This window comes from Corynebacterium striatum ATCC 6940 (assembly GCF_000159135.1).
GTDB lineage: Bacteria > Actinomycetota > Actinomycetes > Mycobacteriales > Mycobacteriaceae > Corynebacterium > Corynebacterium striatum.
This window is the reverse complement of sequence record NZ_GG667586.1, coordinates 1-236: the sequence shown is the minus strand read 5'-3', so window position 1 is coordinate 236 and position 236 is coordinate 1. Positions and strand designations below refer to the sequence as shown.

Below are 236 nucleotides of genomic sequence, written 5' to 3'. Positions count from 1 at the left end.
CCTCAGCGACGATCTTCGTAAGATTGAAGTCAAGGTCAGCATCAAGTCCGATATGAAAGATGCGCTGCGCGAAGAGACTCAGTTCTGGCTGGTGACGCCAAAAGCATCGTTGGCAGGTGTCTCCGGGCTGGACGCCCTCGTCGGTGGGAACTATATCGGCATGATGCCGGGTAAAGGTAAAGAGCAGGATCACTTTGTCGCACTCGATACCCAACCGAAATATCGGCTGGACAATG

At 53.4% G+C, this 236-nt stretch carries 1 protein-coding gene; it reads left to right on the top strand.

The window, feature by feature from the left end:
- A partial coding sequence (locus HMPREF0308_RS12830) for a hypothetical protein (protein ID WP_005532520.1) occupies positions 1 to 236 on the top strand: 236 nt, incomplete at both ends.